17 protein-coding genes, 1 tRNA gene and 1 pseudogene are annotated in these 24,419 nt (G+C 45.1%); 15 read left to right on the top strand and 4 right to left on the bottom strand.

The annotated features are described in order from the left end of the window. Positions 1-9 precede the first annotated feature (9 nt). The 3 genes from H1230_RS00380 to H1230_RS00370 are packed head-to-tail and all read left to right on the top strand — an operon-like array spanning position 10 to position 879. Complete coding sequence (locus H1230_RS00380; RefSeq protein ID WP_239713746.1) at positions 10-192, top strand: hypothetical protein; 183 nt, start codon at positions 10-12, stop codon at positions 190-192. A 14-nt stretch (positions 193-206) separates the two neighbouring features. After that, positions 207-482: an AbrB/MazE/SpoVT family DNA-binding domain-containing protein gene (locus H1230_RS00375; RefSeq protein WP_239713745.1), complete on the top strand. Its 276-nt coding sequence runs from the start codon at positions 207-209 to the stop codon at positions 480-482. 1 nt (position 483) lies between these two features. Further along, complete coding sequence (locus H1230_RS00370) at positions 484-879, top strand: type II toxin-antitoxin system death-on-curing family toxin (protein ID WP_239713744.1); 396 nt, start codon at positions 484-486, stop codon at positions 877-879. Between the two features lie 129 nt (positions 880-1,008). Here the strand turns inward: H1230_RS00370 and H1230_RS00365 are convergent, their stop codons facing one another. Both H1230_RS00365 and H1230_RS00360 read right to left on the bottom strand, forming a co-directional pair. Further along, positions 1,009-1,809, bottom strand: coding sequence for a WYL domain-containing protein (locus H1230_RS00365; RefSeq protein ID WP_239713743.1), 801 nt, complete (start codon positions 1,807-1,809; stop codon positions 1,009-1,011). After that, complete coding sequence (locus H1230_RS00360) at positions 1,796-3,109, bottom strand: helix-turn-helix transcriptional regulator (protein ID WP_239713742.1); 1,314 nt, start codon at positions 3,107-3,109, stop codon at positions 1,796-1,798. The genes H1230_RS00365 and H1230_RS00360 overlap by 14 nt, the downstream gene beginning before the upstream one ends. Before the next feature lie 195 nt (positions 3,110-3,304). Here H1230_RS00360 and H1230_RS00355 point away from each other — a divergent pair, with 195 nt between their 5' ends. The 8 genes from H1230_RS00355 (at position 3,305) to H1230_RS00320 (ending at position 18,029) form a co-directional block, all read left to right on the top strand. After that, positions 3,305-4,090 carry a nucleotidyltransferase domain-containing protein gene (locus H1230_RS00355; RefSeq protein ID WP_239713741.1) on the top strand — a complete coding sequence of 262 codons (786 nt, stop codon included), beginning with the start codon at positions 3,305-3,307 and terminating at the stop codon, positions 4,088-4,090. A gap of 33 nt (positions 4,091-4,123) precedes the next feature. Beyond that, positions 4,124-5,389, top strand: coding sequence for a methyltransferase domain-containing protein (locus H1230_RS00350; protein WP_239713740.1), 1,266 nt, complete (start codon positions 4,124-4,126; stop codon positions 5,387-5,389). A gap of 3 nt (positions 5,390-5,392) precedes the next feature. After that, positions 5,393-7,978, top strand: coding sequence for a metallophosphoesterase (locus H1230_RS00345; protein ID WP_239713739.1), 2,586 nt, complete (start codon positions 5,393-5,395; stop codon positions 7,976-7,978). 224 nt (positions 7,979-8,202) lie between these two features. Beyond that, entirely contained in the window at positions 8,203-8,925 is a 723-nt protein-coding gene (locus tag H1230_RS00340; RefSeq protein ID WP_239713738.1) for a GntR family transcriptional regulator, read from the top strand. A 323-nt stretch (positions 8,926-9,248) separates the two neighbouring features. After that, a complete protein-coding gene (locus H1230_RS00335) occupies positions 9,249-11,618 on the top strand; it encodes a phosphoketolase family protein (RefSeq protein ID WP_481857198.1) in 2,370 nt (789 codons plus the stop codon). A gap of 236 nt (positions 11,619-11,854) precedes the next feature. Then, positions 11,855-12,043, top strand: a complete 189-nt coding sequence (locus H1230_RS00330; RefSeq protein WP_239713736.1) for a hypothetical protein — start codon at positions 11,855-11,857, stop codon at positions 12,041-12,043. Positions 12,044-12,278: 235 nt separating this feature from the next. Next, positions 12,279-15,065 carry a glycoside hydrolase family 3 C-terminal domain-containing protein gene (locus H1230_RS00325; RefSeq protein WP_239713735.1) on the top strand — a complete coding sequence of 929 codons (2,787 nt, stop codon included), beginning with the start codon at positions 12,279-12,281 and terminating at the stop codon, positions 15,063-15,065. Positions 15,066-15,152: 87 nt separating this feature from the next. Beyond that, positions 15,153-18,029: a 5'-nucleotidase C-terminal domain-containing protein gene (locus H1230_RS00320; RefSeq protein ID WP_239713734.1), complete on the top strand. Its 2,877-nt coding sequence runs from the start codon at positions 15,153-15,155 to the stop codon at positions 18,027-18,029. A 68-nt stretch (positions 18,030-18,097) separates the two neighbouring features. Here H1230_RS00320 and H1230_RS00315 read toward each other — a convergent pair whose 3' ends face one another. Further along, positions 18,098-18,487 carry a hypothetical protein gene (locus H1230_RS00315; protein ID WP_239713733.1) on the bottom strand — a complete coding sequence of 130 codons (390 nt, stop codon included), beginning with the start codon at positions 18,485-18,487 and terminating at the stop codon, positions 18,098-18,100. A gap of 170 nt (positions 18,488-18,657) precedes the next feature. Between H1230_RS00315 and H1230_RS00310 the strand changes: the two genes are divergently transcribed. The 3 genes from H1230_RS00310 (at position 18,658) to H1230_RS00300 (ending at position 21,682) form a co-directional block, all read left to right on the top strand. After that, a tRNA-Leu gene (locus H1230_RS00310) sits at positions 18,658-18,741 on the top strand. Between the two features lie 120 nt (positions 18,742-18,861). Further along, positions 18,862-20,253, top strand: a complete 1,392-nt coding sequence (locus H1230_RS00305; RefSeq protein WP_239713732.1) for an MATE family efflux transporter — start codon at positions 18,862-18,864, stop codon at positions 20,251-20,253. A gap of 37 nt (positions 20,254-20,290) precedes the next feature. Next, positions 20,291-21,682: an MATE family efflux transporter gene (locus H1230_RS00300; RefSeq protein ID WP_239713731.1), complete on the top strand. Its 1,392-nt coding sequence runs from the start codon at positions 20,291-20,293 to the stop codon at positions 21,680-21,682. Positions 21,683-21,787: 105 nt separating this feature from the next. On the opposite strand, the pseudogene H1230_RS00295 reads toward H1230_RS00300, so the two are convergent. Continuing rightward, positions 21,788-22,647 (bottom strand): annotated as a pseudogene (locus tag H1230_RS00295) (transposase); the annotation flags it as partial. 465 nt (positions 22,648-23,112) lie between these two features. Here H1230_RS00295 and H1230_RS00290 point away from each other — a divergent pair. Then, positions 23,113-24,276, top strand: coding sequence for an iron-containing alcohol dehydrogenase (locus H1230_RS00290; RefSeq protein ID WP_239713729.1), 1,164 nt, complete (start codon positions 23,113-23,115; stop codon positions 24,274-24,276). Positions 24,277-24,419: the final 143 nt, after the last annotated feature.

Raw genomic sequence — 24,419 nt, 5'->3', positions numbered from 1 at the left:
AGAAATCATGTGGCGGCTAATTGGTGGTTGGCTCTCATTATTATGGTCGTATTAAACGGGATATTAGTTTGGACATTGTTTGTAGAGGGAGAGTCTACAAGCCGGAGGGCCAAAAAGTGGTTTTTTATTGTCGTGAATGTGATTGGGCTAATTCTGGCTGTCTCTCAATTTTTCTGGATGGAGTTACCATGAAAGGAGCGTTCAAGATGAACCAGGAGAAATCAGTGTCAAAGCGTTACTCCCGTAAAATAGGTCGAATGGGAAATAGCTTAGGTGTGAGTCTGCCGAAAAGTCTTGCCGAGAAGATGAATGTTGTACAAGGTGACGAAGTTGAATTCATTGAGAATGCTCAAGGTGAAGTTGTATTGAGAAAAGTTCGGCATTTAGAGCTGCCTGAGCATGTCCGTCCTGAGGTGCTGGAAGCATTCTATGATGTGTTTGAAGAGGATAGAGAAATATTCGAAGATTTAAGGGATCGGTAATATGACTATTTTTTTGACTAAAGAAGAAATTGTTGCAGCCCACTATTATATGATGAGGAAGATGGAAGACGCAGATCAGGCGGGTATCAAAGATCATGCCCTGCTTGATTCTGCTGTACATAGACCAGAGCAGAGCTTGTTTGGTGAAGATGCCTACCCGTCATTGTTTGATAAGGCGGCCGCCTTATTGGAATCCTTGGTTAAGAATCATTGCTTTCATAATGGAAATAAACGGACAGCGTATCTCGCGGTTAAGTCATTTTTAATGCTAAAAGGATATCATTTGAAGCTGGAGCGTCTATATGCTGTTGAATTTATCGTAGATATTGCCAAGGGTGACTGCACCTTTGAGCAGATAGCTGTTATTCTTCGGGAGCACTCCGTTCAAAGATCATAGAGTAGGAATTGAACGATGGCTTGAAGCTGCTGGGGCGCCGACAAGCTTATCAGGAAGCATACGTGGAATAAAGCAACAGACACCTTGAAGGGTGTCTGTTTTTCTATTGCCTGTTATCAGGCGGAAAGATTACAAGTCAGCATACCGAGCTAGCGCCTTGGAAGCCGATTCTCGCATGCGCTTCTTGAGGTGCTCGCCCTCAACAATTTTTACGCGCAGCCCAAGGAAGCGGATTTTTGACAAAAGGAATTCGCTCTCGTCTCTCATATAGTTGACTTTGATGCGGTAGATGCCAGAGTCTTCATCAAAGGACACAGACTTTTCAAAACAGGAGAAGGCGTATAGAATTCGTGACAATTCAACATTAAAGGTTGGAACGACTTGAATCCATGCGTAATCTTTTCGTTCCTCTAGTAAGCGCTCCAATGTTACCTTCAAGGCTGAAACCTGATCGAGGGGGACCAAGGTTTCTTCGACCGATATGATGTTTTGGAGTTTAGTAGACATGAGGGAATGATGGCGAGTATTGTACCATTGCAAATACCATTCTCTCTTAAACATGTTGTATTCCAGCTTATGAGGAAAACCGGACTGATTTGTCTTAATTCCACCATGCTTAAAATGGTAAGAAAGAAGGATTCCATGGTCTTGCATGATTATTCGGCGGAGTGTGCGAAGCATAGGATGGTAGACCCGCCGTTCCTGAGTTTTGGCTTTCTCCAGAATGATCTCTTGCACTTCTGTTGAGGATTCCGCATCCAAGATGATGTTTAATTTGCTTAGGGTATCTGGTGTAAAGGCTTCGGTGGAAGCCGGGTGCACCAGCATCGTTTTCAGCCATGACCGTTCCTGGGAGGTTAGAGCCAATGAACCCATTTCATCGAGGCGGGAAATGATTTGAAAGTTAAATATTTTCTCAAATGGATTCATAGTAACTGTGTATCTCCTTCCATTCCGCAATAAATTGCTTACGAAGCCAAGCGGGTTCTAAGATCTCGCAACTCGAACCGAAGCTCCGTAACCAGGGCTTAATTTCATAAATTCCGTTCACCATGATCTCGTAAAGGAACGTAGAATCGGAGTTTTCGGTAATTACTCCCCACTGTCCCTGCGCCTCAACGCGCTCCAGGATAAAATTAGCACCCGATCGGTTAGGGCTATAAAATCTAGCGACCACTTTAAGAGTACGCGTAGTATCCGTAACCCAACTGTTCTGCAACTGTGCTTCTACTTTGCTGAGTTTCTGGGCGAACTCTTCCTCTTCCACAGCGTGGCCTTCCTCAATCTGAGTAAGTCCCTCCATACGGAATTTCATTATTCCCATACGTGAATGATGTCCAATTAAATACCATCGCCCATATTGATGATCATAGACGACTCGAAGGGGGAGAACCTTTTGTGTTACACCCTTTGTTTCCCGCTCGAAGAGGGGGTTGGTGTTCTGAGAAGCGTAGTTCTTACCCTTTTTAGGAGATAGATAAAGAAAATGGAGCATTTTTCGCTGCTGAATCGCACCAAATATCGTATAGAGATGCGCCTCGTCAAGAATACGTGAATGGTAATTATACTTATAACGATGAGTTTCGACAGCTTCTGGATGAAAACCTCGCTTTCGTAAGACCTTTTTTAAGGTGTCACGCAGCAGATAGCCTTGCACGGACGGAATCTGTGTATTGGCAATGACATCAACGTAGTCGTAAAGATCCATGAGTTCATCGTCGGATAATTGGTCTATCAGGTCGTTAGCGGCCCTGTATCGGTAAGGCCGCCCTCCGTTTACGCGAAGAATAACGCCAACTTCCTCTAGGTATTTCAGATCCCCCCGGATGGTTTTTTCATCTGGCTGTGGCCCATCGGCTGGCATTTGCTCACTGCAGACATCCTGTAAATCTTTAGCGGTGAGCTCCTTCGTCTGTAGTGCGGTTAATAGTAAAGAAAGTCGGATGCTTTCCGTTTCCTTAAGTGCCTTTGCCCGAAACAAGAAAAGGAGAAGCGGGTCCGCAGATTCATAGTAATTGTAGTGGAGCCACTCGGTAACTTCAGTGCCTTGCTCTGCAGGAAGACCTTGTTGCAGGACACTCACCATTCCCTTGAGATTACGTAGTGTTTTGTCATAAGTATGTACAGAAATGCCGAGACGATCGGCGAATTGTTGTCTGCTGTATGCGCCCCCAGCTAATGCCAGCATGCGAAGAAATTGAATCTCCTTGTCGAAACTTTCCCGAGCCATTTGCATTCCTCCAGCAGGTAGCGAATCCTTTACAAATTATAGTATTCATTATATCAAGCGGCTGAGTTGAAGAAAATGGAAGAATTTTTATCTGCCGCCATACTTTCACCCTGTTCGTTAAGGTCAAGATGAGCGAAGATAGATTCATTAAGCCGAGTTCAATATGGATGAGGCAGTTGATCTGGAGGGATAACGATGGAACAGATAAATAAGGTTATCCGTGAGCAGCTAGCCCTCATAGAACAAGAGGAGCAAGTCACCATATTGTATGCCTGTGAATCTGGCAGCCGAGCATGGGGGTTCCCGTCTCAGGATAGCGATTACGATGTGCGATTTATTTATCTTCAAAAACCGGAATGGTACTTATCTATTTTCGATAAGCGGGATGTTATTGAACGACCTATTAATGACAGGCTGGATATCAATGGTTGGGATTTGCGAAAAGCATTAAATTTATTCCGCAAGTCCAACCCTCCATTACTGGAGTGGCTGCAATCGCCCATTCAATATGAAGAGAAGTACACTGTGGCCGAGAAGCTTAGAGGGATTTCACCGTACACATTCTCACCCAAGTCTTGTATGTATCATTATTTGAACATGGCTAAAGGGAACTACCGTGATTACTTGCAGGGCGAGCAGGTCAAGATTAAGAAATACTTCTATGTACTGCGCCCTGTTCTAGCCTGCGAATGGATTAACCGCTATGAGGAGATGCCGCCAATGGCGTTTGATGTGCTGGTAGATCGGCTGATCCCCAAGGATGAAGAGTTATGGCAGGAGATACAGCAATTGCTGTCACGGAAAAAGGCGGGTGAGGAACTGGACTACGAGCCGCGATTAAGCGCGATTAACGATTATTTAGAAGAGCAGTTCCAAGTGTTTGATAAAGTAGCGGCGTCCTTAAATGCTAAGGAGTACTCCCGAGATCAGCAGTTGGATGCCTTGTTTCGGCAAGCTTTACAGGAAGTATGGGGACTGTGACCCTATAGTAAGATTGATGGGAGGAAGATGGTAGTGGCCATTGTACAATTGAAATCTACGAATCCAAAATTCACTTTTTTAATTAAGAAGAATCCAGTGACAGGGATGCAGCTTCGTCCGGTTCGCCAAGGATTGGCGTACGGCTGGTATTCCAATGACGCGACGTATAACGTTTATTTTAAGGATGCAGATAATGAACTCTCCTACAAGCAGAACGAAAGTGAGAGCTTTGAGTACCTAAATGTCTCGCGGTTTAACACACCTCTATTTTCGCTTAATGCGATCAATGAGTTCTTCTCTACACTCTTCAAGGCGCAGGACGATCGGGACGAGGAAGGATATGAGCACTCTTTTTTCATCAACTTGGTGCATGTGGAGCGGGTACATTATATTGAATTTTTTGAAAAGCACTTGAAGGACTATACCTTTTCCTTGCAGCTTCAAGCCCATAAGAGCTATTCACTGACCATTACTACACATAAAAGCTTGTATCACCTCTTACATGTTGTGAGTGTCTTGTCCTTGTTCTTGTCCATGTTTGGAGATGAATATATAGATATTTCGGAATCTATTTTGGATAAGTATATTCGCAGCCTGAATGTCATCGATGCACCCTTTTATATACGCAGTTTATTTGCGAGGAATTTCCTGACCTCCAGAGAGCGGTTTAAGAAATATAAGGAATACATCGAGCAAACAGCTCGCTATTCCATCGGGCTGGAGTATGGAAGTACCGCAATGCAGCGGCGTAGTTATATTTCGAGTGTCCTTCCGTTCAATAAGCCGATTGTGGACATTGGATGCGGCGAAGGGTTCTATGCTATTCCTTTTGCCGGAAAAATGGAAAATGCCTATTATGCCATTGATGTAGTCGAGGAGCTGTTGGAGGTTGTGAATCGGAAAGCGAGAGCTAAGGAAATTGATAACTTGGCTACTTTTCACTCTCTGGATCATTTTCTGGAGTCGTACAATGGGGAGCAGGTCGATGTGATATTAACGGAAGTCATCGAGCATATGAGCGAGGGTGAAGCTGCAGCGCTTATCCAGCAAGTATGCAGGGATGTCGATTACGACCAATTCATAGTAACGACGCCCAATGCTGATTTCAACCGATACTATGAGCTGGAAGGTTTCCGGCATGAAGATCATAAGTGGGAAATGGGACAGGAAGCGTTCCAGCAATGGTTTACGGATACGGTTCAAGGTTTAGCGGTTGAGGTTGAGTATTTGATGGTTGGTGACCGGGTTGACAAGATGCGTACGACACAATGCGCTATAGTGCGAAGAAAGGGGGAGTAAGCCGTGGAAATTCAAACCCGTGTACATACAATATTTCTGCTCGTAGGGGCGACGGAATGCGGAAAATCGACTTTTGCCAAAGAAGTGCTGATTCCGCAGCTCAAATTAGAGGATATTTCCAGGGGCGTACGGACGAATGTTCAGTATTTGTCTTCTGATGGAATCCGGCAGGAGATACTAGGCTATGACTACGATAAGTATGATCAGGTTATGCTGGAGGCGAGTTCGCATGCCTTTCAACTATTGTTTGAGCGGCTGAAGCTGGTCACCTCACTTCCCATTAATGCGGAATTTGTAGTAATGGATACCATTGGACTGTCTGAGGATTACCGTAGTAAGGTTCGTGAAATTGCCCAAGAGAATAATTACAACCTGGAGGTTATTCTGTTCGATTACCGCAAACGGGAGGATTACTACGCTTCGGAACGCTCCAAAAAATTGATTTCGAGCCATCTGAATCGGTTGAGAAAGGACGTTCTGCCAGTTCTGTCACGGGAAGGATACAACAAAATTCATAAGGTACGCGCCAAGGATTTCTACCTGACAGAGGAAGGGCAACCTAATCCGGACTATCAGGTGAGAGTTCAGGATTGGGAGGATTATAGATCTACAGTACTTCCGCAAGGCCAAGAATTTATTGTGGTTGGCGATGTTCACGAGTGTGTTCAGGAGCTTCAGGGACTGCTGCGTAATTATGGCTACCGGGTAGATGAAGGTAAGCTGACGCTGACGGATAAGCTCAGAGATACGAAAATCATTCTTGTAGGGGACTGGATTGATAAAGGTAAGCAAACACGTGAGACCGTAGAGTTTCTATATGAAAATCGTGAGCATTTTCTGTTTGTTATGGGCAATCACGAGAACTTTGTCTACAAGTACGTAAAGGGTGAGATTCAGGGCACTGATCCGGAACTGCTGCGAACGTACTTTGATTCGACCCAAGTGCTCAAGGAGGATGCCGCGCTTTTTAATAAATTTTCAGTTTTAGTGGAGCTGTCTAAGCCATTTTACCGTTATATTGGCATGCAAGGACCTTCATTTTATGTAACGCATGCCCCTTGTCGTAATAAATATATTGGCAAGCTGGATACGAATTCCCTACGTCACCAACGTAACTTTCGGATCGATCGTGAAGCTTCCTTTGAGGAACAACTTAATTTTCTCAAGCAAGAAGCGGAGGGGAATCACCCTTTCCATCTATTCGGGCATATTGCAGCTAAGCAGACTTTTCGGATAAAGAATAAAATCCACCTCGACACGGGGTGTGCGCAGGGTAATGTGCTGACTTCTGTGCGTATTTCGTTTAGACCTTTTTATAAAAATCAGAAGTCACAGATTACAGCAGTGCAGGAAGAACTTCCGATCCTATTCCGAGAAGAGAAAGTAGTATCCTTACAGGATCTTGATAACGAGGCTGTACGCAGACTGCAATATTGCTCGCAAAATCGAGTTAATTTCATCTCCGGGACGATGTCACCGGCGGACAAGGATGAGGCTGCTGGAGAGCTCGAGTCTTTGCGAAAAGGTCTGGATTACTTTGCTGAACGCGGCGTATCAGAAGTTGTGCTGCAGCCCAAATACATGGGTTCACGCTGTAATGTGTATCTATATCGGAAGCTGGAGCAGTGTTATGCGGTTAGCCGTAATGGGTATAAGATTCAGGCTGTCGATTTGACACCCATCTACGAACAGTTGCTTCACAGATTGGGGACCTACATGACTGAGCAAGGGCTAACTGTGCTTATTCTGGATGGGGAGCTTCTACCCTGGAAAGCGCTTGGAGACGGGCTGATTGAGCGTCAATTCCGGCCGATTGGTAAGGCGCTGGAGACGGAACTCGATTTCCTAAGACAAAATGGCTTCGAGGAGGCACTGGGTAAGCTAGTGCAGGAATTTGAAGCAAGCGGCTTCGAACAGGATCAGCATCATTTGTCGAAAGAGGCGCTTAGTACCAATTATGGATCTCACGTATATCAGAACTTTAAATATGTCCGAGGGATCAGAGAAGCCTATGTGAACCTTAACCAGCGTGATGAAGCTTACCGTATATACAAGCAGCAATTAGAGTTGTATGCGGGTGATGCGGAATTGGCGTACAAGCCATTTACAATTCTGAAGGAAGTGTTAGCGGATGGGGAAGAGCGCATACCTGACGGCACAACCTCTGAACAATACCGTTTCTTGAATGACGACGAATGTTTGGTTCTCGACTTGAAAGAGGCTGATGCCTACATTAGGGCAGAGCAGTTTTTTTCAAAGTTAACTGTAGAGAATCAGATGGAGGGCATTGTTATTAAGCCGGAGCATGAACAGCGGGGTGTGGTACCTTATCTGAAGGTTCGTAATCCCGGCTACCTGTCGATAATCTATGGGTACGACTATAAGTTTCCACACAAGTATGGAAAGCTAATGAAGCAGAAGAATGTTTCTTCCAAGTTACGTACTTCCGCAAATGAGCACCGGTTGGGTCGGCAAATGCTTGAAGTGAGGCTGAACGAGATTACACCTGAGAACGACACTTACAAGCAAATCGCGGCAAACCTGCTGTTCGAGGTTGCTAAAGAGAAAGAGATCGACCCGAGATTGTAGAAAGGAGGATATAAGCTGTCCATACGGTGCAGCCGTTTCTTCTTGAAATTTAAGAATTTATATGCTTCACACGATAATTTATCCTTATATTTCTCGAAGAAACGGGTGCCGCCTCTTTCAGAGGACGGCGAAGCCGTTTCTTCTTGGTTGTTTAGATGATCTCTTATCTCAGTTATGATATATTTAATACTTAATTTATAGCAGACCTGAAAAAGGAGTATTACATGACAACATTTGTCTACAAGCAAATTATTGATGACCTTAAAATGAAAATCTTCGCGGGAAAGTTTGCGGACATGAGATTGCCGGATGAACGGAGTCTTAGTGAAACTTACCAAGTTAGCCGTAGTTCAATTAAACGTGCGCTGACTAAAATGGAAAGTTCGGGCATCATATTTAAGAAACGTGGCTCGGGGACATTTATCAATCCATTATATATAAAGAACGAATCCATCTTTAACTATGAAGGTTCTAATCTAGGGGTCACTGACAATTTCCAAATGAATGGTAAAAAACCGAAAATCAAAGTATTGCATTTCGAGGTCATTCGACCAACAGAGGAATTACAGCGAGATTTGTTCTTGGAGCCCCATGATTTTGTATACAAAATCATTCGCTTGAGGCTGTTTGATGATGACCCCTTTATGATCGAAACAGGTTATATCCCGATTAAAATAGTCCAAAATTTAAATGAGACGATTATCGAAGGTTCTATTTTTCATTATTTGGAAGAATCGCGCAATCTGGCCGTGACCAAATCCTTTTTATCTATTTTTGCAGAGCCATCGGAGTCAAATGATCAAGAACTGCTGCATTTAAAAGAAAATGAACCCGTAGGCATTATGGAAGGTATTTTCTTTTTGGATAATGGCACGCCATTTGAATTTTCCCACATGCGCTTCCACTACAAATATTTGAAATTCAACACCTTTGTATCGGTTCATTAATGTTAAGACTGGAGAAATTGTCCGGTCTTTTTTTTATGCTTTTGAAGAATACTAATTCATCATACGGGCTAATTTTCACTCTTCGGCAACATGGGATTCGCTAACATATTTCTCAATATCAAAGTTTTTTTATAAATATTTACTCCGGTTTTCATACTTTGTTCAAAATTTCACATAATTGGACCGTATCAATTGTTAAAAAGATTGAATTAAATCAAAGCTGCGGTATGATGTTCATGAGACTGAAAGTATTAATTAGAGAGTATTAATTAGAGAGTATAGAAAAAATCATTTAGGAGTGGATGAGATTGGGATTATCAACGATGAATGTGGATTACTCAACTAAAACTTACTTAGAAAAACTTGACGCCTATTGGCGGGCAACCAACTACCTATCTGTAGGCCAACTTTATTTGAAAGACAATCCTTTGTTAAGAGAGCCTTTAAAAGATTCAGACGTAAAAGTTAAACCGATTGGACACTGGGGCACCATTCCCGGCCAAAACTTTATTTATGCACATCTAAATCGTGTAATTAACAAATATGATTTGGATATGTTCTACGTGGAAGGTCCTGGTCATGGTGGTCAGGTCATGGTTTCAAATTCATATCTTGATGGAACATATACTGAAATTTATCCGAAAATCACGCAGGATATCCCGGGCATGAAAAAATTGTTCAAACAATTCTCGTTCCCAGGGGGTATTGCATCACATGCTGCTCCCGAAACGCCAGGATCTATCCATGAAGGCGGCGAGTTAGGTTACTCCCTTTCTCATAGCGTTGGAGCGATTTTAGATCATCCGAATTTGATTTCGGCTGTCGTTATTGGCGATGGAGAGGCTGAAACCGGACCTTTAGCTGCGTCTTGGTTCTCCAACAGATTCATCAATCCCATCACAGATGGTACGGTTTTGCCAATCCTGCATTTAAATGGGTTCAAGATCAGTAACCCAACGATTCTATCACGTCAATCGAAAGAAGAATTAACTGCATACTTCACAGGTATGGGTTGGGAACCCTATTTTGTTGAAGGTGAAGATCCTAATACAATGCACCCGGAAATGGCCAAAGTATTGGATACTATTATCGAAAAAATCGAAGCTATTCAAAAGAATGCGCGTGAAAACAATGACACCACTCGTCCGGCATGGCCAGTGCTGATCTTCCGTTCACCTAAAGGCTGGACTGGTCCAAAACAATGGGACAATGTGCCAAATGAAAATTCATTCCGTGCCCATCAAGTGCCGATTCCGGTTGACCAAAAGAATATGAAACATGCACCCGCTTTATTGGAGTGGATGAATAGTTATAGACCTGAAGAATTATTCGATGACAATGGCCGCCTAAAAGCTGAAATTGCTGAAATCCTCCCTACAGGTAATAAACGCATGGGGATGAACCCTGTTACGAATGCTGGCAACCTCATTAAAGACTTACACTTACCGGATTTCCGTAACTATGCACTTGATAACTCTGTTCCAGGTAAAGTTATTGCTCAAGATATGGCGGTTTTAGGAAAATACTTAAGAGAAGTTATCCTTCTTAATGAAGATAACCGTAATTTCAGAATCTTCGGACCGGATGAAACCTTGTCCAATCGTTTAGGTCCTGTTTTTGAAGTCACTAAACGTCAGTGGCTGGATCAAATTAAAGAACCTAACGATGAATTCATGGCGCCTTATGGTCGGGTTATTGATTCGCAATTATCCGAACATCAAGCTGAAGGTTTGTTGGAAGGTTACGTATTAACGGGGCGTCATGGTTTCTTTGCAAGTTACGAAGCCTTCCTGCGTGTGGTTGACTCGATGATTACTCAGCATTTCAAGTGGTTGCGTAAAGCGACTGATCAAGTATGGCGTACAGACATCCCTTCATTGAATGTCGTAGCAACATCAACGGTGTTCCAACAAGATCATAATGGCTACACCCATCAAGATCCTGGGTTGCTCGGTCACTTGGCTGATAAGAAGCCGGAATTTATCCGTGAATATCTACCGTCCGATGCCAACACCTTACTTGCTGTCTTTGATACCATCTTAAACGACCGTCAAAAAATCAACCTGATTGTTTCCTCTAAACACCCACGTCCACAATGGTTTAGTGCGGATGAAGCTAGAGAATTGGTGGATACCGGATTGAAGATCATTGACTGGGCAAGTACTGATCAAGAGGGTGAACCGGATATCGTATTTGCTTCTTCGGGTACAGAACCAACCCTGGAAAGTTTAGCTGCGATCTCGATCCTTCATGAAAAATTGCCTGACCTGAAGATTCGCTATATCAACGTAGTTGATTTATTGAAACTGAGAAGTCAAAAATTAGATCCGCGTGGTTTTTCTGACGCTGAGTTTGAGAAATATTTCACAAATGATAAACCCGTTATCTTCGCTTTTCATGGTTATGAAGGTCTAATCAAAGATTTGTTCTTTGACCGTCACAATCATAACTTGCATGTACATGGTTACCGTGAGAATGGTGACATTACAACGCCATTTGATATGCGTGTATTGAATCAGATGGACCGTTATGACTTAGTGAAGGAAGCTGTATTAAGCTTACCTGATGCTGACAAGTACACTGCTATCGTGGATGAAATGGATGCTATGGTTAAGAAACATAATGAATACATCCGTGAAGAAGGTTTGGATTTGCCAGAAGTAGAAAACTGGGTATGGAAAGGTTTGAAATAACAGTAGTTAAAAGTGTTCGACCCAAAAAGACGACGTTCATTCTTTCTCTCCGAATGAAATGTCGTCTTTCTTTCTTTGTTTCCTCCACTACTAACTGAAACGTTGAATTTGATATTCGAGGGTATTAATTGATAGTTGAATGTATGCGCATTCCTACCTGTGCTATAATAGCATCTAATAGTTATTGAGTTAAGGGTTTTAGATGTTGTGAATAATGGGTCAGGAGTGTTGCTGGGATGAGAGGATACAACATTTGGCGTCCGATAATGCTGATTCTGGTCGCATTGTTAACGAGAAGCTTGGTTACTAACCTTTGTGTCTTGTTTGGCATGGCGCCTGATTCGGCAAGCAGTGTTGCTATGCTTGCCATGATCATTGTCGCGTTTGTAATGTATAACCGCATGATGAAGCGTCGTCGTAAATAAATATTCAACCTCCTGCTCTCAGAGCGGGGGATTGGTGGAATGAATGAAGAGGGTACACCCCAAAGGGGAATCCGTGGTCTAGAATCCGCCGGATTTCTCGAAAATTCGGCAAAAATCCACAACTGTAAACGTTGTGGATTTTGCTTTTTCGGAAGCAGTGCCTGTATATTAAGCTTATAGTTATTATTCTTACAAGAGCAAATAGGTCTGGAAATGACAATCAGGAGGAAACAAATTGAGTACACAGAGTCTGGGAGTTCCATTAGAAGGGTTTGCTGAATTTAGTCGAACGGTAGGCGCAGAAGGCGCGGTGCTGTTAAAGAATGAAGGACAGGTCCTGCCGCTTCGAAACGAAGAGGGCGTTGCAATTTTTGGCAGAACACAAGTGAATTACTATCGCAGCGGTACCGGTTCGGGCGGGAGTGTCCATGTTTCATATACGACCAACCTGCTAGACGGTCTTCGCAGTAAAAAGAACCTTGTAGTCAACGAAGAACTGGCAGCCGTTTATGAACAATGGATTGAGCAAAATCCATTCGATAATGGCGGAGGTGGCTGGGCTGCAGAGCCATGGCATCAGAAGGAAATGCCTTTAAGCGACGAGCTGGTGTCGGAGGCCAGAAGCAAATCGGCTAAAGCGATCATTGTGATCGGACGTACGGCGGGAGAAGATCAGGACAATGCTGATGAGCCGGGAAGCTACCAATTAATGGCGGAAGAAAAAGCGATGCTGAAGCAGGTGACGACCTATTTTGAACAAACCGTCGTTGTGCTGAATGTATCGAATATTATTGATATGAGCTGGCTGAACGATGAAAGTTATGTGTACCCGATTTCTAGCGTGATCTACTCCTGGCAGGGTGGCATGGAGGGGGGCAATGCGATTGCCGACGTGCTGGCTGGAGAGGTGACACCGAGTGGCAAATTAACCGATACCATCGCTTATTCCATCAAAGACTATCCATCGACCCGCAATTATGGCAATGAATTCAAAAACGTGTATGAGGAAGATATCTATGTGGGATATCGATATTTCGAAACATTTTGCCCGGATAAGGTTCAGTTTGAATTTGGTTACGGGTTATCTTATACCTCCTTTAAAGTCGAGCCTGAGGCAGTCAAACTGATCACCCAAGCAGGAGCATCCTACGTCCAAATCGATGTAACCGTAACTAATACGGGAACCACCTATGCAGGAAAAGAGGTCGTGCAGGTCTATTATGCTGCACCACAAGGAAAGCTGGGACAACCAGCCAAAGCTCTGGCGGCATTCGGGAAGACTAAAGTCCTTCAGGCAGGTGAAGCGCAGCGTCTTACCGTAAGTTTCCCTATCCTTTCTATGGCGTCTTACGATGACGCGGGTGTGACGGGGTATCCTTCCGCATATGTGCTGGAAGAGGGGACTTACCGCTTTTATGTGGGAACCAGTGTCAAAGCTCTGGCGGAAATAGGCTTCGAAGGACAAAGTGGTTATGTCGTGGATGCTCTTCAAGTCGTGGAGCAGCTACAAGAGGCAATGGCGCCGACCGAAAGCTTTACTAGAATGAAGCCAGGCGCCCAGAAGGAAGACGGTTCGTACGAGCTCATCGCTGAAGAAGTGGCGACGCGCAAGGTTTCTATGACCGAACGGATCGAGAACAATCTACCCGAAACGCTTGAGCAGACGGGTAATCAGGGCTATTTGTTAAGAGATGTTCACGATGGTAAAGTCGGCATGGAAGCTTTTATCGCCCAGCTTAGCGATCACGATCTGGCTACGATCGTCCGAGGAGAAGGCATGAGCAGTCCGCTTGTTACACCGGGTACGGCTTCAGCTTTCGGCGGGGTCAGCGATCAATTGTTCAATTACGGTATCCCGGTCGCAGCTACAGCAGATGGCCCGTCCGGAATTCGGATGGATAGTGGGCAGAAAGCGACTCAGGTACCTATTGGCACCTTGCTTGCAGCAACCTGGAATGCAGAATTGGTTGAAGAGCTATATGTTATGGAAGGCCGGGAATTAGTCAGCAACAATGTGGATGCTTTGCTTGGACCGGGATTGAATATCCGCCGCAGTCCGCTTAATGGACGCAACTTTGAGTATTTTTCGGAAGATCCGCTGATCTCAGGGATATTTGCCGCAGCCTGTACACGAGGTATTATGAAGGGCGGTTCTAATGCTACACTGAAGCATTTCGCCTGCAATAACCAGGAGAAACATCGCAGTAAGGTAGATGCTATCGTATCTGAACGTGCTCTTCGGGAGATTTATCTAAAAGGTTTTGAAATTGCAGTGAAGCAGGGCGGCGCGAATTCGATTATGACCTCCTATAATCCGATTAACGGGCATTGGGCAGCTTCGAACTATGACATGAATACCACGATTCTTCGCGGGGAATGGGGTTTCAAAGGCATCGTGATGACAGATTGGTGGGCCATCATGAACGATGTTGTCCATGGAGGTGCAGCAGATCGGAAATATATGAACTGGATGGTCCGTGCTCAAAACGATCTGTACATGGTGGTCAGTAACTACGGAGCAGAAATCAATGCTTATGATGACAATACGCTGGAATCCTTGGAAAATGGCTCTTTAACCCGAGGAGAACTTCAACGTTCCGCCATGAACATCTGCGAGTTCATCATGCACGCACCGGTGTTCTCCAGAGAACAACAGATTGAAGAAACGGTCGCTGCCTTCAAGGCGAATCCAACGCTTTCGGCAGAGCAGGTGCAAGATCTATTCCATAATGCACAGGTTAAACCTGTCACAGTCGGATCGATCTTTATGAAAGTGGAGCAGGCTGGTCCCTACCGGATTATTGTCAATATTATGTCTCAGGAACCCGAACTGGCGCAAAGCGCGTGTAATGTGATCCTGAACGATCAATTGATGACGACTATTCAAAGTAATGGGACAGAAGGCAAATGGATCAGACAGAAGCTTGTCAAAATCGAATTGGAAGCAGGTCTGTATGAATTGAAATTGGAATTCATCAAACCAGGCTTGCAGATTGATTGGATCGAATTTAAGCAAGTATAATTAATTGCGAAGACACCTTTAGGGGTGTCTTTTTTTTTGCGTTTTTTTTGAATTCATAGATTGATATTGTTAGATTAAACTGCATTAATGTTAGATAAATGTATTGAGAAAGGACCTCTGACCATTCGGAGCGCAAGCGATCTGTATCTCTACGACAATACGCTGAAGGCTATCAAGGTTAAAGGCTCTGTCGTTAAGGAATGGGTGGAGATGAGTGCGGGTGCATTTAATACTATCGATGAAAATAGCACCGCACCGCAAAGTCTGCTGAATTCAGCGTTTGCCGTATATAACTTCGATGTTATTGACGGTATTAGATACACCATTGATGTGACGAAGGCTGCGAAATATAATCCAAACGGTACGGTTAACAATGCTTCATCGAGTCGGGTGAAGCAAATAACCTATAACGGTAAGCCATTGGATCTGGATCAGGACTTCATTGTTGTGACTAACAACTACCGCGCTAGTGGCGGGGGGAACTTCCCAGGCGTGAAAGGGTCTGAGATGATATTGGATTCACAGGATGAGAACCGCCAGGTTCTGATGGATTACATCAGTGAAGTGGGTACCATTGATCCATCAGCGGATGGCAACTGGTCCCTGGCTCCTATTTGGAGCAATGTCAATCTTACCTTTACCTCTTCACCCGATGCAGCCAAAGTGCTGCCAGCAAATATGACCGATACTGGTGAGAAAGATATTAAGGGTTTCGGTATTTATAATTTGAAACTGCCAGTGGAGGTCCATCTGATCGGAATCAATGATTTCCACGGTCAGCTGGACACCGTATCTACAGTTAGCAATAAGCCTGCAGGGACAGCAGCGATTCTGGCTACTTATTTGAAAGAAGCTCGTGCCAAACACGACAATTCCCTACTCTTCCATAATGGGGATTCCGTAGGCGCATCCGCTCCCGTATCTTCGCTTGAGCGCGATGAGCCTACTATTGAGTGGATGAATAATATGAAATTTGATGTGGGTTCTCTAGGGAATCATGAGTTCGACCAAGGCGTTGCAGCGTTGATGACACAGCTTGATGGCGGTGTTGATCCGAAGGACAGCAATGTTACTCACGCAGGTACTAACTTTGCTTACGTCAATGCTAATGCGATTAGCATTGCGACAGGCGAACCCATCATTGCCCCTTATGTAATTAAAGAGGTAGGCGGTGTGAAAATCGGATTTATAGGTTTGGTAACGAAGAGTACTCCGAGCAAGGTATCACCTGCCGGTACGGCAGGCGTGCGATTCCTGACTCCTGATGAAGAAGTCATAGCGGTTGAGAAATATGCCAAGGAACTTCAGGATCAGGGAGTGGAGACGATTATCGTCCTAGCCCATGATCCAGCTTCAACCAAAGCCGATGTTACAACGGGTGAGGCGGCTGATCTGGCGAAAGCACTTCCAGCAGACTCTCCGGTTGACGTTATTGTTGCCGGTGATAACCACGCGTTAGCCAACGGCGTTGTGAACGGCAAGTTGATTGTGCAGGCCTATTCCTATGGTACTGCATTTGAGGATATCAAGCTGCTGATTGACCCACTAACGGGAGATGTTACTAGTAAATCTGCTGTTGTTACAACTACCTTCCAGGAAGGTGTAACACCTGATGCAGATACTGTCGCTCTGGTTAACAAATATCTTGAGATGCATCCAGAGCTGACCAATCCTGTAGGGACGACAGACGGAACCATTACTCGTACAGACGCTTACAACAATGAATCTGCTCTTGGCAATCTGATAGCCGATGCTATGCTTACCGCAGATTTTGGCGACGGTAAAGGGGCTGCGGACTTCGCCTTTATGAATCCGGGTGGTATCCGTGCCGATCTTCCAAAGGGTAACGTTACATTTGGCGATCTAGCCAAAATTCAACCGTTCGGCAACACTCTGGTAAAATTGACCTTAACCGGAGCGCAAATCAAAACCCTGCTTCAGCAGCAATGGAATGTTACGTCCAGCGGAACTGCAGATACCAAAACCCTGCAAATTTCCGGTCTGAAATATACTGCCAACATGTATCTTCCAGTTGCTGAACGCCTCGCCAGCCTTACATTGGCTGACGGAACACCGATTAACCCAAGCCAGAATTATACGGCTGTTGTGAATAACTTCATGGCTGCAGGCGGAGATAACTACAAAGTCTTGACCGAAGCCAGCGCTTCCTTGGCTGGGCCTATCGATCTGGATGTATTCTACGCTTATATTGTGAAGAAGTTTAACTACGGAGCGATTACTGCGGGTATCGAAGGGCGTATCAACAATAATCGGGTTCTCCAACCAACTTCGACACCTTCAGGGAATCCAGGAGGCATTGTGACGCCAACGCCAACACCGACAGCTAGTGCGACTGCAGCACCTAGTGCTACACCTGCACCAACGGCAACTCCGGCCCCTACTGGAGATCCGGTTCCAAGTTTCAATGATTTGGGTAAGGTAGCTTGGGCTAAAGAGGCTATCGATTCTCTGACAGCCAAAGGTATCATTAAAGGGTTTAACGATAATGACTTTGCACCACTTAAGAACGTAACTCGTGCAGAATTCGTTACCATGCTGGTTCGTGCCATGAATCTGACAGATTCCGGTGCAGCCAGCGCGTTTAGTGACGTTAAATCAAACGTCTGGTATACGGACTCTATAGCTATTGCGGTTAAGGCTGGCTTTGTAAAAGGCTCCGGGAACGGAAAGTTTGAACCGGGTCGTGAAATTACCCGAGAAGAGATGGCGATTATGGTTGCGAACGCTCTGAAAGGTCAACTGCAGCCGATTGATAATAGTGCTGCACTGATCAAGTTTGCAGACAAAGCTAATATCGCTCCTTACGCACTGGAAGCTGTTGCGCAGTTGACTAATATGGGGATTGTCAGCGGAGTAGAGGCCGCGAAATTTGCTCCGAAGGGCATTGCTAATCGTGCTCAGGCGGCAGTTATTATCTACCGTACGCTGCAGCAAGTGTCTTAATTCTTTAGATATTTCAAGGGTGCTTTGCTTATCATCAACGGATGAGAGCGGAGCACCTTTTTTTATTCCTATCCCATTAATCCCTTCAGTCCACCCAGAAAAGGTCGAATGGACTTGATCATACCGTAGCCCATCCTCATCACCGGTATAGCTTTCTGTATCATTCCGAAGAAGCGAAAGGGGCCAAATCCCGCACCACCGGCAGCTCCAGCCCCGGAACCTCCCAAAAGAGATCCGATTAGCGGCATAAATCCAGAGACGTCGGCTTTCTGTGAACGAACGGAGGAACTCTTTTTAGTGTTCTTGCCCGTGTTTGGTCTGGGTCTGGAAAGGATCAAAGCGTTCTTTTCAAATCCGCTTATATAGCCTACATATGAACGTCCATCGTGCAGCGTGATGCAGACGGGTCGGCCGTGCAGTTGTTTTGCCCGCTTACGGATCTTTGTTGAATTTACCATTCGTACCTCACCTCGTTGTTTATTTACTCTATATTACTCAGATCAACAGGTCCTGCTTGTGCATGAGCATAGCTATCTTTTACGATAATAATGCCCAAGCTCATATTGTCCTTTCGAAGGAATCGTGCTATATTCACTTTTGTATGTTATTATATTTACCTTATTACTTTGCGGTCGTGGCGGAATTGGCAGACGCGCACGGTTCAGGTCCGTGTGGTAGCAATATCGTGGAGGTTCGAGTCCTCTCGACCGCATACGCAATTTGATATTTGCAAGGTAAGCTCTTCTGTCGCTCTTCAGCCTGAAGGGTCTTTTTCTGTTTATATGCCTATTCTTTCATGCATCAAAATCCAATGTGGAAGAAGTGAATATAGATGGAGCCTGTTATTGCAAGGATGAAGCCAAGCAGCCGTTTTCTGAATAAACATTTCTCTGGGGAATCTATGGATTACCGCGAGATTGTTGCGCTTTTTATACCGATTTTGGTTGATCAGGCCTTTATCGTAGGGTTGAATCTCGTGAATACGGCTATGATTAGCTCATCCGGCGTGGCGGCAATCAGTGCAGTGAATATGATTGATTCGCTTAATATTTTTATGATTAGTATATTTGTAGCGGTGGCAACGGGGGGGACAGTGGTTGTAGCCCAGTATAAGGGCAGCGGCAATGATTCTATGGTATCCCATGCAACCGCCGGGGCGGTGTCCTCCGTATCTTTGATAGCTTTGGCCATCGGTTTGGTAGGCATATTATTTCATAATCCCCTACTGAATCTGCTGTTCGGTGCCGCTTCAACGGATGTCATGGACAATGCCCGGACATATCTGATTGGGAGCTCCATTTCCTATCTGGGGATTGCCGTGGTTCAGGCGGTATGCGGTGCTCTGCGTGGAATTGGCAGAACGCGAGCGTCGCTTATGCTGTCACTGATTATGAATTTGGCCTATGTTGTGTTGAATATCGTATTTATTACGCTGCTGCACATGGGTGTGCTGGGCATGACTATTTCGATTAATGTAGCCCGGTATTTAGGTGCGATATGTGCTCTTTATTACTTGTTCCGGCTGGACGCCAGCCTTCATATCCGTCTTCGCGATCTATTTGTAATTAAGATAACGATGCTCAAAAAAATAATGTTTATCGGTGTGCCCTTTGCGGCTGAACAAGTTTTCTTCAATGGGGGCAAAATTCTGACCCAAATCTTCATTGTCAGTCTGGGTACGTATGCAATTGCCGCCAATGCGATCGCTTCAACTTTTGCCGGGCTCATGCAGGTTCCTGCCGGTGCGCTTTCTCTGACGCTGATTACGGTTGTTGGTCAATGTATGGGAAGGCGGAATATCAAGGATGCCCGGAAGTTCGTCAAGTCGTTTCTGCTGCTGTCCTCGGCCTCGTTCGTACTGATGACGCTGCTGATCATGCCGCTGTTCCATCCCATTCTTTCGTTGTTCCATCCGCCTGCGGAGATTGTGGGTGAAATCTTCACCATTGTACTCATCAATGCCATTGCCCAAATTCCGCTATGGTCTCTCAGCTTCATTACGCCTTCTGGACTCAGAGCGGCTGGAGATTCCAAGTTCACTTCGATGGTCTCTATGCTGTCCATGTGGCTCTTCCGCGTAGTGCTTGGGTATGTACTGGGTATTGTTCTGGATATGGGCCTCCTTGGGGTATGGCTGGCGATGAACTGTGAATGGGGCATTAGGGGAGCGATCTTTATCAAGCGTTTCCTGGGCGAGAAATGGTATCAGCATCGTCTGATTTAAAGATTACGACAAAGTCAAACCTAAAAGAAGTGAAGGTATGCTAGAGCCAAACCTAAATATTAAACAGAGCCAACGGTTTCTTGAAAAATATTTTTCTGGAGAATCGATTGATTATCACCAGATTATCGCGCTTTTTATACCCCTACTAATTGATCAAGCCTTTCTGGTGGGCTTAAATCTCGTGAATACGGCTATGATTAGCTCATCGGGAGTAGCGGCTATCAGCGCGGTGAATATGATAGACTCCCTGAATATTTTTCTCATAAGTGTGTTTATTGCCGTGTCGACAGGTGGAACAGTTGTTGTTGCTCAGTACAAAGGCAGTGGCAACAATCCGATGGTATCAAAAGCCACTGCAGGTACCGTATCCTCAGTTTCGCTGCTGGCCATTTGCATCGGTGTATTTGGGATATTGTTTCATAATTCGCTATTAAATCTGTTGTTTGGAGCGGCTTCTCCGGATGTCATGGTCCATGCCCGAACGTATCTGATCGGGAGCTGTTTATCCTATCTGGGTATAGCTGTCGTAGAGGCAGTATGTGGTGCCCTGCGCGGAATCGGGAGAATGAAAGCATCGCTGATGCTGTCTCTGATTATGAATCTGACTTATGTTCTGTTAAACGTCGTATTTATTAATGTTCTGCATATGAGTGTGCTGGGCATGGCGATTTCTGCAAATGTATCCAGATATTTGGCCGCGGGTTGCGCGATCTTTTATCTGCTGCGGCTGGACAACAATCTGCAAGTAAAGCTTCGGGATATGCTGGTGCTGAACTGGTCGATGCTCAAAAGAATAATGTTTATCGGCTTACCGTTTGCGGCTGAGCAAATGTTCTTTAATGGTGGCAAAATCCTGACCCAAATCTTCATTGTTAGCTTGGGTACTTATGCTATTGCAACTAATGCGATTCTCTCTTCCTTGGCTGGGGTGATGCAAATTCCCGCTAATGCGCTGTCTTTGACAGTGATTACGGTTGTGGGTCAATGTATGGGACAACGAAATGTTAAGGATGCCCGAAAATTTACCAAATCCTTTCTCGTGTTGGCATCGGCTTCTTTTGTCTTCATGGGCCTGCTCGTCTTGCCTTTTTTCTATCCGCTCGTGTCGCTGTTTCATCCACCGGATGACATAGTGGGAGATATCTTCCTAATCCTGCTCATCAATACACTCGCTCAAATCCCACTGTGGGCCGTAAGCTTCATTACACCATCGGCGCTTAGAGCAGCGGGAGATGCCAAGTTTACGTCGATCGTGTCCATGCTGTCTATGTGGCTGTTTCGCGTAGTGCTGGGGTATATTCTAGGAATCGTACTTCATATGGGCATCCTGGGTGTCTGGTTAGCGATGAATTGCGAATGGGGAATCAGGGGTGCTATTTTCCTCAAGCGTTTCTGGGGGGAGAAGTGGGTTCAGCACCAAGTGATTTAAACTTGTTGAAAATAGGGCTGTCCCAAAAGAAGATATTTTTCACGTATGAGACAGTCTTTTGACACTTCAAAGCTGTAAAAGTTAAAAAACGAGCCAGTTTCCGGGTTATTGGAGACTGGCTGGTTTTCGTTTTTGATCCGTAGTGGCCTGCTTTAGCAGGTTATGGGCAAGCGTAAGCCACCCGACTTCGAGCGTCACTTTTGACAACTCTCGAAGCAGGAAACGCCGGAATCCCCGGTTGTTCTTCAGTTGCCCAAACACACTTTCCGGTTCCGTCATTCTCCGAATCGCAAGCACATATCCTTCCTCGCTTCGCAATAGCTTCCTGGCCTGATTTCGGTAACGCAGGGCTGCCATACTGACGGTGACTTCCCGGTTTCCCGCCGCCTTCGTACAGCTGGATTTCAGTGGGCAGTCTTCACAACTTGCACTTTGGTAATGACGTTTGTGAATTTCGTATCCACTTTCCGTTTTTTCTTTGCTCTCGTAGCGATAATGAAGAGTTCGTCCAGCCTTACAGGTCCACGTATCTTGCTCCTCGTCGTAACTCCAGTTTTCGATCTTTCCGATCTGGCTTCTCGAGGCTTTACTTTTCTCTTTGTGGTAGCTGCTATACTTAACAACTTCTTGGATTTGTTCCTGTTCCAAATAAGCATAATTTTCTTCGCTTCCATACCCTGCATCGGCGATGAGCGTTTTAGGCAATCTTCCTAGGTGGCGTCCGAATCCGTCTTGCTAAAGCTGTTTCGACTCCCCAGTGTTTCCTGATATTGTTCGTATTTTTTCAGGCGCGGAATTAGATCCTTGCGGAACTGACGTACCGCTTTCTTCAGTGGTTTATCTTCCGGTTTCTCCTGGAGCTGAGCTTCCAGCTATTGAATGGCGGTTTCTAATTTCTCGCCGGATTGGGTTCCTTCGCCGAGTTCAGCCAGGTCTCTGCCTTCTTGAATCTGCTCTTCCCGCTGAAACCAGCGGAGAGGACGGACTGATTGCGGAAAAACGGTAGCGGTCGCCCGAAAGCTTTCTGAAGGAAAGCTCGCTTCGAAAGCATATGCTGTGTCCGGATTTTCACCGCTAAGGGGAATTCAAAAAAACTGGACACAACAGCGATTGGAGCAACGGTCCGGTCGCGAAAGCGTCCTCACAAGCACAACCGTTTAACTGACTCCAAAGACAAGGGGTGTCCCAAGCAGCCACTTCATGGCTTATGGGACAGCCCCATTTCGTAGTAAGCAGCAAGGAGGAGTGAAGTGTATCCTTATATTTTTGAATGATCAATATTGAACGATAAATGATAATAAATGATTGTAAATAGATTATTATTGACAGTTATTTGATCTGAGTATATATTCTTGATGTGGATAATTAGAAAATACCTAATATACGTAAGGTAACATGACATAAAACAACCCATGAGGAGGCAAAGAACAATGAATACTTTCGAGCACTATAATCCGACGCAGCTTATATTTGGACGAGGAACGCTCAGTCAGCTTGGTAGTCACTTGAAGTCCTTTGGCAAAAGAGTGTTGGTAGTTTATGGTGGTGGAAGCATTAAGCGAAACGGCGTATATGATGGTGTGATGGAGCAATTGAACGGTATCGGTGCGGTTGTCTTCGAACTGGGTGGAGTTGAACCGAATCCGCGGCTGACAACTGTACATAGTGGTATTGCACTCTGCAAGGCCAATGATATCGATTTTATTCTCGCTGTCGGGGGCGGAAGTGTCATAGACTGCGTTAAGGCCATTGCCGTTGGTGTCAAGTATGACGGGGAGGTATGGGATATCATCAGCAAGAAAATCTATCCGGAGTCTGCATTATCTTATGGAACGGTCCTGACGTTGGCAGCTACTGGATCAGAGATGAATGCTGCCTCTGTCATCACCAACTGGGAGACCAAGGAGAAGAATGGTTGGTGGGCCCATTTTAATTACCCGCAATTCTCCATTCTGGACCCAGAATTTACGTTCTCAGTCCCTAAAGATCAGACTATTAATGGTATCGTGGATATCATGTCGCACATATTCGAGCAATATTTCCATCACACGGCTAACTCACCGATCCAAGACAGCTTATGCGAAGCAATGCTCCGAACTGTAATTACAACAGCACCAAAGCTGTTGGACAATTTGGATGATTATGAAGCTCGGGAAACCATTCTCTATGCTGGAACAATGGCGTTAAATGGTACGCTAGCGATGGGGACAGATGGAGATTGGGCCACACATAACATTGAGCATGCGGTCAGCGCGGTATACGATATCGCGCACGGGGCGGGTCTTGCCATTCTGTTCCCTAATTGGATGGAGCATGTAATAGACGAGGGTCTTGGCCGATTTCAACAAATGGCTGTTCAAGTGTTCGGAGTTGATCCTGTCCATAAGACAGCTCGGGAAACGGCACAAGAAGGCATACAAGCATTACGTGCCTTCTGGGATTCCATTGGGGCTCCGAACCGGCTTGAGGATTGTCTGATCGGAGATGATCAGTTGGATGTTATGGCCGACAAAGCAATGGCAAAAGGTCCATTCGGCGAGATTAAGAAGCTGCAGAAAGAGGATGTTCTGGCGATTTATCGCAACTCCCTTTAAGTTGGCAGCTCGGGTCATTCCACTGTGCACATTGTAGCTAGGGAAGCAGTCGTCTTTTCGCATAAACAGGTCAGCCAGAAATTTCTGGTGGGCCTGTTTTTTTGAAATATAAGCGTACTATGTCAACAAGCAATCATCTATTC

It is taken from the genome of Paenibacillus sp. 19GGS1-52, assembly GCF_022369515.1.
Lineage (GTDB): Bacteria > Bacillota > Bacilli > Paenibacillales > Paenibacillaceae > Paenibacillus_AQ.
Note: the sequence above shows the minus strand (reverse complement) of the source record. Positions and strands in the feature narration are given on the sequence as shown.